This window comes from Paenibacillus algorifonticola, assembly GCF_000971975.1.
GTDB classification, from domain to species: domain Bacteria; phylum Bacillota; class Bacilli; order Paenibacillales; family Paenibacillaceae; genus Pristimantibacillus; species Pristimantibacillus algorifonticola.
In genome coordinates this window covers 220,624-230,036 of the sequence record NZ_LAQO01000002.1, presented here as the reverse complement: position 1 = coordinate 230,036, position 9,413 = coordinate 220,624, and the positions used below count along the sequence as shown (strand labels likewise).

At 49.0% G+C, this 9,413-nt stretch carries 10 protein-coding genes; 1 reads left to right on the top strand and 9 read right to left on the bottom strand.

Translation table 11 applies throughout. The features are described 5' to 3' along the window. Window positions 1-43: 43 nt before the first annotated feature. From WH37_RS10745 to WH37_RS10720, 6 genes are all read right to left on the bottom strand, one after another. Window positions 44-934 carry an ATP-grasp domain-containing protein gene (locus WH37_RS10745; RefSeq protein ID WP_046230560.1) on the bottom strand — a complete coding sequence of 297 codons (891 nt, stop codon included), beginning with the start codon at window positions 932-934 and terminating at the stop codon, window positions 44-46. Between the two features lie 12 nt (window positions 935-946). Beyond that, the gene (locus WH37_RS10740; RefSeq protein ID WP_046230559.1) at window positions 947-1,120 is read right to left on the bottom strand and encodes a lysine biosynthesis protein LysW; all 174 of its coding nucleotides are present in this window, start codon (window positions 1,118-1,120) and stop codon (window positions 947-949) included. Window positions 1,121-1,429: 309 nt separating this feature from the next. Then, complete coding sequence (locus tag WH37_RS10735) at window positions 1,430-2,128, bottom strand: 5'-methylthioadenosine/adenosylhomocysteine nucleosidase (RefSeq protein WP_046230558.1); 699 nt, start codon at window positions 2,126-2,128, stop codon at window positions 1,430-1,432. Between the two features lie 5 nt (window positions 2,129-2,133). After that, the gene (ccpA, locus tag WH37_RS10730; protein WP_046230557.1) at window positions 2,134-3,138 is read right to left on the bottom strand and encodes a catabolite control protein A; all 1,005 of its coding nucleotides are present in this window, start codon (window positions 3,136-3,138) and stop codon (window positions 2,134-2,136) included. A gap of 150 nt (window positions 3,139-3,288) precedes the next feature. Further along, a complete protein-coding gene (locus WH37_RS10725) occupies window positions 3,289-3,702 on the bottom strand; it encodes a hypothetical protein (protein WP_046230825.1) in 414 nt (137 codons plus the stop codon). Between the two features lie 236 nt (window positions 3,703-3,938). Continuing rightward, window positions 3,939-4,364 carry a VanZ family protein gene (locus tag WH37_RS10720; RefSeq protein WP_046230556.1) on the bottom strand — a complete coding sequence of 142 codons (426 nt, stop codon included), beginning with the start codon at window positions 4,362-4,364 and terminating at the stop codon, window positions 3,939-3,941. A 52-nt stretch (window positions 4,365-4,416) separates the two neighbouring features. On the opposite strand from WH37_RS10720, the gene WH37_RS10715 reads away from it, so the two are divergent. Then, the gene (locus tag WH37_RS10715) at window positions 4,417-4,947 is read left to right on the top strand and encodes a type 1 glutamine amidotransferase domain-containing protein (RefSeq protein WP_231594187.1); all 531 of its coding nucleotides are present in this window, start codon (window positions 4,417-4,419) and stop codon (window positions 4,945-4,947) included. Here WH37_RS10715 and ptsP read toward each other — a convergent pair. The 3 genes from ptsP to WH37_RS10700 all read right to left on the bottom strand — a co-directional run bounded on the left by ptsP (window position 4,944) and on the right by WH37_RS10700 (window position 9,352). Beyond that, the gene (gene ptsP / locus WH37_RS10710) at window positions 4,944-6,695 is read right to left on the bottom strand and encodes a phosphoenolpyruvate--protein phosphotransferase (RefSeq protein WP_046230554.1); all 1,752 of its coding nucleotides are present in this window, start codon (window positions 6,693-6,695) and stop codon (window positions 4,944-4,946) included. The two genes, WH37_RS10715 and ptsP, sit on opposite strands and share 4 nt — an antisense overlap. Beyond that, window positions 6,692-8,578 (bottom strand): glucose PTS transporter subunit IIA, encoded by a 1,887-nt coding sequence (locus tag WH37_RS10705; protein WP_046230553.1) that lies wholly within the window; start codon window positions 8,576-8,578, stop codon window positions 6,692-6,694. The genes ptsP and WH37_RS10705 overlap by 4 nt, the downstream gene beginning before the upstream one ends. Before the next feature lie 162 nt (window positions 8,579-8,740). After that, window positions 8,741-9,352 (bottom strand): hypothetical protein, encoded by a 612-nt coding sequence (locus tag WH37_RS10700; protein WP_046230552.1) that lies wholly within the window; start codon window positions 9,350-9,352, stop codon window positions 8,741-8,743. Between the last annotated feature and the right edge of the window lie 61 nt (window positions 9,353-9,413).

Genomic DNA, 9,413 nt, shown 5'->3' with positions numbered 1-9,413 from the left:
TTGCTTTCATTGTATTTGATGGGACTCCCTGATCTGAATTGCGCTAGACGTTAACCTCCTGCTTTGTTCGGGATGCCAATTTCCCCTGCAAATAAAGTGCGATATGAGCCGCTACATCGACGCCATGAATTTTCCAAGACTTCGAGAACTCCGGGTTTTGATTAACCTCGCATACGAGATATCGTTTATTTTGATAGTCATAAAATAAATCCAGACCGTAAATGCCTTCACCGAGCACCTCGGTCAGCTTGCCGCAAATCCATTCCATTTCCTGATTGACAGCGACAGGCTCAACCTCTGCTCCCAAATGCGTATTCGTCTTCCAGTTGTCGACCGATACCCGGCGAAACGCAACGATTGGCTTCCGGCCGACAATGACAACGCGAATATCATAATCCCCCTTGTCTACGTATTCCTGTACGAGTACAGGAAAGGACTGCTGGGTCGGATCAAGCGATTCCCGTGCCGCAATCCAGCCATCAAGGCATTCCTTGCCGACAATGCGGGCAATGCCTCTTCCCCAGGAGGAGCTGGGTGGCTTGATCACAAATATGTTGCCAAAATCCTCGAACGATTCGAGGATTTTGGCTGCGGTAAAAGCTACCTTGAAGCGGGGCTGCGGAATATTATGCTTTTGGAACACGATCGCTTGATGGATTTTGTTGGTGCAAATGTTAATCGCTTTAACGGAATTAATCGTTTCAATACCGGATAATTCCAGCATCGTTGAGCGGCTTAATGCTTTTTTCTGCGAGAGGCAGCGAATGAGTGCGACACCATATTGATCTGCCCAGCCCTGCTCAAGCGGCAGCTCCATCGAATCCAAATTCACCTGAACATGATGTCCAGCCTGCTGGAGCAGCTCATAAATCCGCTTCTCTTCCTCACGCAGCTTCGTCACACAAAGCAAAATGTCCGTATTTGTCTGCTTCATATCCAGGCTCCTCTACTCGCCCCAAGTTTCTTCAATCTCGGGAGCTAATGCCACTGAAATGCTATTATTTACAGCATGCACCTCATGCTCTTGCCCGCATGACGAGCATTCTACGATTTCCCCGCTTATTGCATCAGACTCCACACTAATTTCCGATTTGCATACGACACAGCTAACGTCTGCCATTACCTATCTCCACCTATCCTAAAGTTTAATTTTTGCCCACAGCTTTATTTTCAGAATATTCGGTCTTTTAATCCGTTTCGACGCTGCTCTATTCTATCTTTTTCTTCTCTCCTCCTCATTTAACCAAAAATAGTAAAATGCTGGTGGCAAGATGAATCGTACAATGCTTTTCCTATCGTTGTCAATTAAAATAGATAATTCCTATCGGAATATAATTATTTCTATCTATTTCCTATTTTGAACGTCGTTTTCCAACGACAAAAACCGCCATCCGTGTGCCCGGATGGCGGTTTTATACCTTCTTATGAACTACATATGTCGAAGCATGTCGTCAATGATTGCGTAGGAGTTGTTCGCTGCTTTCACCGTGAATTCTGGGAAATTGACATGCGCAGATCCGTCAGCCTTGTCCGACATCGAGCGGATGACCACGAATGGCACCTCATTCATGTCGCATACATGGGCTACCGAAGCGCCTTCCATTTCCGCGCAAGCACCATTCATCGTTTCACGCAGCAGCGCAACCGTCTCGCGGCTCGCAATAAATTGGTCACCGGATAACACGATGCCTTTCAAGCTGCGTCCTTCGAACAAGCGATTGCTCGAATCAACTGCCAGCTGGACTAGCCGCTCATCCGCCACGAATTCCGAACGCACATGGAATGGAATTTCACCGCGTGCGAAGCCTAGCGGCGAGCAATCCATATCATGCTGAACACAGCTTGTGGACACGACAATATCACCAATATTCAGGCTTAGATCAATAGCTCCGGCAACGCCGGTAAACAGCACGCAATCCGCACCCAAATCGATTAAAATTTGCGTACATACAGCAGCGTTGACTTTGCCAACACCGGATTTGCAATAAATAACAGTCTTACCATGAAACTGGCCTTCGTAATAAGTGATGCCAGCCTTCACGGTTTCTTTGGTTACTTGGACGTGTTGACCGAGAAGCTCAATCTCTTCAACCATCGCCCCAATGATGCCTATTTTGTTAAAAGTCATGCTTCCTATACCCCTCCAACAGACTGGCGCACGATCATTTCATGCGGCAAAATAACTTTGGAGTGATCTACATTTTCTTTATTCATCAGCTTCGTGAGCAGACGCATCGATACAGCTCCGATATCATACATAGGCTGGGCAACGGCTGTCAATTGCGGACGAACCATCGAAGCCATACGGCTGTTATCTACGCTAATAACCGAAATATCGCCTGGCACGCTCAGACCAGAGTCTTGAATCATATGAATGGCACCAATGGCCATCTCATCTGTTGCCGAGAATACCGCAGTCGGACGCTCGTCCAGCTCAATAAAATATTTCATGGCATCGATACCAGATTCATAACGGTAATTGCCGATACGAACAAGCGTATCATCATAAGCAATGCCAGCTGACTCCAGCGCCCGCTTATACCCTTGGAAACGGGCGTAGCCATTCGCAGGGTCCTGCAACGTGCCACTGATCATCGCAATGCGACGGTGGCCTTGCTCCAGCAATTTGTTTACCGCGTCAAAAGCCGCTTCCTCATGATTAATATCAACGGAAGGAATTTCACCGTTCTCATCAGTCGTTGCGCATAATACGATAGGGACATTCGTTGTTTTGAACGCCTGCATATGCTCTTCCGTTACAGCCCCGCCCATAAAGAGCAATCCGTCAACCTGCTTCTCTAGCAGCGTGTTAATAACGCGAATTTCTTTGTCCTTCTTCTTATCCGCATTACACAAAATAATATTATAGTGATACATATTCGCAATGTCTTCAATGCCCCGTGCCACTTCCGCAAAAATAGCGTTGGAAATATCGGGAATTACGACACCAACAGTCGTTGTTTTCTTGCTTGCAAGGCCCCTAGCTACCGCATTAGGACGGTATCCCAGACGCTCAATGGCCTCGTAAACCTTCTTGCGGGTTGCGGGTTTCACATTCGGATTGTTATTGACAACCCGGGAAACCGTAGCCATAGATACTCCTGCTTCTCTTGCTACATCATAAATGGTTACCGTCAAGGTCCTTCTCTCCATTATCTCAGATTTTTTACTTTCGCCCACTGCACAATAGAATAATCATACGACAAAATATTACTTTTCGCAATGTCAGCGCAGGGGCGCTTTCATTTTCGAACAAGCATCTACTCGCAAACTCATCGTTTTATTGCATTATGTATGTCTTGTTGGTCGGCTGATTTGGCCCAGCCGCTTCGTAATGTCCGCTATCCATCCTTGATCCTCAAGCCCTTGAGCAAGCAGCAGCAGGTCCAGCAGCGCATCAATGCGCTCTTGAATAAGCCGTTCCACCGCGGCGGGATCGGATTGCTTCTTCGTGTTTCTAGCAGTAACGAGCAAGCTTGCCCATTCATTGCATTCATCGAAAAAAAACGTCTGCTTCGACGGTTCCGCTCCCAGCTGAGCAATCAGACCAGTCAAATCGGGCTTCACTTCTGGAAACACTTCGCTTCGACTGCAGGCCACACAGGAATATATAGGCACATTGTCTATTTCCACTTTCCCAGAATAAATGACGGTACGCAGCTTCATCTTCATGATGTCACCACAATGACACCGCTTTTCCAAGTTGGTCCACTCCTTCACGCGGACGGCTGTACCGCCCTTCATCTCCGTTTATGCTCATAATTTGAGATGCGTAAAATATTCGACCTTTTTCGCGAAAACTCCTGCTTTCAGCCTTATGTAATTTTTACTATTAAAATGGAATGATTAATTAAGAATTAGAGCGTTGGCCGACACTACAAGAAAGCTTTGACTTTCGGCCTGTTGTTTTCTGATTTATATCATTTGTGTAAACTGGACTACCGAGCGATGCGCCGCCATAATCGGCGTACTTGCGGCAGTGCCACCAGAGCAACCCATACTGTCGCTCCAATCATGTCATTGCGGACGTCAGCCGCATCCGGCATTCTGCCGCCTACGAAAGATTGATGAAATTCGTCGGTAATGCCATAAAGGCCGCACAACAGCACAATCAGCACTTTGATGCCTAGACGGTCGGATTTCGCCCCGATAGCGAAATCGATGGTGGCGGCAAGCATAAAATAAGCTGCAAAATGTCCCCAATCAAAGCTCGTCATTTGCGGGAACAGCTTTTGAAAAAATGGCAGCAGCGTATTCATCTCTTCGCCCGTCGTCGCTGATGCAGCAAAAATCGCTGCCATGCCGAATACGGCTGGAATACAGCGAAGCACTCTCACCGTACGCTTTGCTATTGTTTGCTTCATAAGTTCTCCTTCGATACAATAGGTAAGACAATATGAAATGGAGGGGAAATCAGTGTCATTACACAATAAAACCGTTATTTGCCTGCTAGATGATGAATTTGAAGATTTGGAGCTATGGTATCCGGTATATCGCGTCCGCGAAGCGGGAGCTACCGTTCTTTATGCGGGTCCTGAGAAGGGCAAGAAGCATATTGGAAAATATGGCGTACCAGCCATTGCCGACCTCAGCTTTGATGAAGTGAACAGCAGCGACATTGTTGGTCTGCTCGTTCCTGGAGGCTGGGCGCCGGACAAGCTCCGCCGCTACCCTAAAGTGCTTGAGCTTGTACAGGAGCTTGACGCGGCTGGCAAGCCGATTGGCCAAATTTGCCATGCGGGCTGGGTGCTCATTTCCGCTAAAATATTGCAAGGACGCAAAGTCACTTCCACGCCAGGCATTCGCGACGATATGGAAAATGCCGGTGCCGAATGGTTTGACGAGGCGGTTGTCGTAGACGGAAACCTCATCTCTGCGAGACGTCCGCCAGATCTTCCGCCATACGCCAAAGCTTTCGTTGACGCATTAGAGCAATACAAAGGCTAAGAAATAGAGGCGCTTTGCCTTCTGGCATCATTTTCATCCATAAACCGCCCTAGCAGCTCATGAATGTCCGCACTCGTGCGGCATTCCAGCAGCTTCGGCAGCAGCAAGAGGCTGTCTTCCTGCCTTGTGCGGAGCAGCCGCTCTTTCACCTGCAGCAGCGAATGCGATGAAATACTAAGCTCATCGACATCGAGGCTCAGCCATATTGGCAGCGCCTTGACATCGCCAGCCAATTCTCCGCAAACCCCCACCTTAATGCCGTTTCGGCGCGCCGCATCAATCGTCAGCTTAAGCATCCGCAGCACTGCGGGATGAAATGGCTCGTACAAATGCGAAATCTCCTCATTCATCCGGTCTACAGCAAGAGTGAACTGTATCAAATCATTCGTCCCTATGCTGAAAAAATCGACCTCTCCTGCAAGCAAATCGGCAATAATAACCGCAGCCGGAACCTCGATCATCACACCCACCTGCAAATTCCGGTTATACGGCTGACCCTCCTGCTCCAGCTCCTGCTTCGCCTCAGCTAATACTGCATTTGCTGCACGAACCTCCTCAACCGAAGAAATGAGCGGATACATCAGCTTAACCTGTCCATAATGGCTTGCCCGCAATATCGCTCTAAGCTGTACTTTAAACAGATCCTTGCGATCCAGTGATATGCGGATGGCGCGATAGCCTAGAAACGGATTGTCTTCCTCTGCGATATTAAAATAATCGAGCTGCTTGTCACCCCCAATATCAAGCGTCCTGATAATCAGCGGCTTGCCTTCCAGCTTATCCGCTACACTGCGGTATACTTCGAACTGCTCTTCCTCCAGCGGGAAACGATTGCGGTCCATATATAAAAACTCGGTGCGGAACAAGCCGACGCCATGCGCACCGCTGGATAAAGCAATTTCCAGCTCCTTGAAGGAGCTGATATTGGCCGCAAGCTCCAGCCGCTTGCCGTCCGGCGTCATCGACTTATGATCAACGATGTCGCGCAGACGGGTTTTCGCCTCCTGCTGCTGCCGCTGCTTCGCCGAATACAGCGCGACAATTTCCTGTTCCGGCTGCACATACATCACGCCGTCTCCGCCATCGAGCACGATCATCTGGCCCGTCTGAATCGGTTCCTCCAGCTTCGCTTCCACTCCAACGACGAGCGGTACGCCGAGCGCTCTCGCCATAATAGCGGAATGGGAAGTCGTGCTTCCTGCCAGCGTTACGATGCCAAGTACATTTTGCGGATTAATATGGGCAAGCTGCGAAGGAGAAAGCTCCTTGGCGACGAGAATAAACGGCTTCGTGTTGGACGGAAGCTTAATTTCAGGCACGCCTAGCAAATGCTTGAGCAGCCGGTTGCCGACATCCTTTATATCGAGCGCACGCTCCTTCATATATTCATCATCCAGCAAATCAAACATCGTGACAAAATGATCAATCGCTTCCTTGACTGCTACCTCTGCTGCCTTGTATTGACGGCTAATAATGCCTTGAATTTCATTCATAAACACCGGGTCGTCCAAAATCGCAAGATGCGCGTCAAAAATATGGGTTTCCGAAGGACCAACCACTTCCCGCAGCTCGTCCTTCATTTGCTCGATTTCGAATTTTGACGTTCGGATGCCTTCATATACTCGCTCGAACTCACGGGCAAAATCAGCAACATCGATGCGCTGCTCCGGCAGCTCCCACTCCCAGCTGGGCAATACGAATGACTTTCCGATCGCTATGCCTGCTGACGCTCCAATACCTTGTATCATGGCCTTTCCCCTCCAACTTGTATCTCTTTAAGCACAACCGACATCACGGAAGATTGTCCTTTTTTAACGGTTTTATACGGCGCAAATCGCCATGAACGCACGAGATCCGAATTTGTAATTACCATCGGAGTCGCCAGCGATTTGCTTTCCTTGCGAACCTGCTGCAAATTAAAGCGGATGAGCAAGTCGCCTGGAAGCACCTTATCTCCTTCTTTGACAGCAGCCTTGAAATAACCTTTGCCGCCAAGCAGAGACGTGTCAATGCCGATATGAAGCAGCACCTCAAGCCCTTCCGGCGTTCGAATGCCAATCGCATGCATCGTCGGATATATATGAATAACTTCACCTTTGACAGGTGAAACGAGCTCCCCTTTATCCGGTATAAAAGCAACCCCGTCGCCAACCAGCTTGCCGGAAAAAATCGGATCGGGCACTTCGCTGAGCGCAATCATTTTCCCTTGCATCGGCGAGCTGAACAGCACCTGCTCCTGATCCCGCTGAATCGTATTCAAAATTTCACCGCGAATCAGCTCCGAATAGGTGCCGAAGACGACCTGCACATTGCCGCCTCCAAGCCGAATGACACCGGCTGCTCCCAAGTTACGCAGCGCTGCGATATCAAGCTGCTTCTCATTTGCCACTTTCAACCGCAGCCGAGTAATGCAGGACTCCATTTTCACAATGTTGTCCTTACCGCCAATCGCCTGTAAAATAAGCGGCGCACGCTGCGGAATATCGCCAGCCCACTCATCGAGATGCGAGCCTTCCTCGCGTCCAGGGGTCGGAATTTGAAACCGGTCGATCGCCCAGCGGAACAAAAAATAATAAATGAGTCCGACCACAATCCCGATTGGGATGAGCAGCCAGCCGCGCGTAGCCAAATGCTCGTTGACGATAAAATCAATCGCTCCGCCCGAGAAAGAAAAGCCATGGCGAATGCCCAACTCATACGTCACCCACATAATGACGCCCGACAGCAGCGCATGAACGACGAACAAATAAGGCGCAACGAATAGAAATGCAAATTCCACAGGCTCGGTCACACCGGTCAAAAAGGATGCCAGCGCCGCGTACATAAACGTTTTGCGGATTTTAGGCTTAAGATCCTCCCTCGCCTCATGAATAATGGCAAGCGCGATGGCGGGCAGTGCAAACATCATCGTCGGGTACATCCCCGCCATGAACACGCCTGCTGTTGGATCGCCAGCGAAAAACCGCGGCAAATCGCCATATACGGTTGCCCCATCCGCCATCGTATAACCGCCTATCTGGAACCAGAAAACATGGCTGACCAGATGATGCAGACCAAACACGACCAAAATCCGATGAACAAACCCATAAAGAAAAACACCAAACCCGCCTCCTGAAGCTACTATGTTGCCAAGCTCTTCAAGCATGCGTTCAATATATGGCGTAAGTCCAATCATAAATATGGAAAATAAGACCGATATAAAGCTGACAAACAGCGGTACAAACCGCGGCCCTCCGAAAAACTGTATGTATTCAGGCAAACGCAAATTTTTAAATCGTTCATAACTAAAGCCTGAGATGATGCCCATCAACGTTCCAATAAACACCGTCGGTTCAATTTCCGGCACAGCCGTCTGCGTAATGCCTACATAAATGAACATCCCGCCGAGTGCCGATAAAGCAGCTGCAAGTGCATTTCCTGTCATTCCAAGCGCAATGCCTACCGCAAACAAATATGGAAGGTAAGTAAAAATGGCATGACTTGCGGCCTGCAAATAAAGCGTAAGCTGCGGCAGTCCAATATAATCCCATGGCAATTGACTGAGGCTCGAAAATATGGCTGCTGCTGGAAGCACAATCATTGGCAGCATAAATGCTCTTCCGAGCTGCTGCAGGCTTCCTAATATATTCACTTTCGTACCCCCTTTGCTGATTAAAATGTCTTTTTCTCGATGGTAAGGCTTTCCGTACGTTTTGTCAAAGTGAAGAGCGGGCCTTTCGGCCCGCTCCAGTTGATGATTCTTCCTAATATAGCGTTACAGCGGCGAGCTTAGCTTAAGCCTTGCGTTTATGCCTTAGCGGTTTTGGCCAGCCTGCCATCCCAATTGCGAAATGACCGGACCGGATTGTGCATAAGCGTTCGTTGCGTGGTACACCGGATTTTGTCCTGTCGCCGATTGTACGGGCATGCCGCCATGCGTTTGGTTTTGGTTATTGGACATACCCGCATAGCCGCCACTTGAGAAGTTTTGGTTAGCATAGCCTGTATGGGACTGTGCATAATGCTGCTGCGGGCTCGCTTGATAGCCTAAGTGCGAGATAACCGGATTCGTTCCGTAATTAGCCGAGCTTTGGTGCGACGCATAGCTAGGAACTTGATGCTGCGCCGTGTACGATTGGTAACCGCTGCTCGGCTGATATTGATGCTGCGTCATTCCCGCATTTTGTTGATGGCTTGGCAAATATGCAGCAGAGCTGTAGCTGTGCTGATTCGTCGCCTGATAACCGCCAATTGGAGATTGCACAATGCTGCTTGGGTTCTGGTTGAAGGTTGGTTGGCTTAGTTGGCCTTGGTAATGTGACTGCACAAAGCCCGATGGCTGATAGTTGTTCGAAAATTGACCTTGTTGACCCAGTTGACCTTGCTGCCCTTGGAAATATCCTGGCTGTTGCGACATTTGATTCACGTGTTGTCCTCCTCGACATTAAATAAGAAAGTCTTCATGAACGAAATGCTGCATCGCCCCG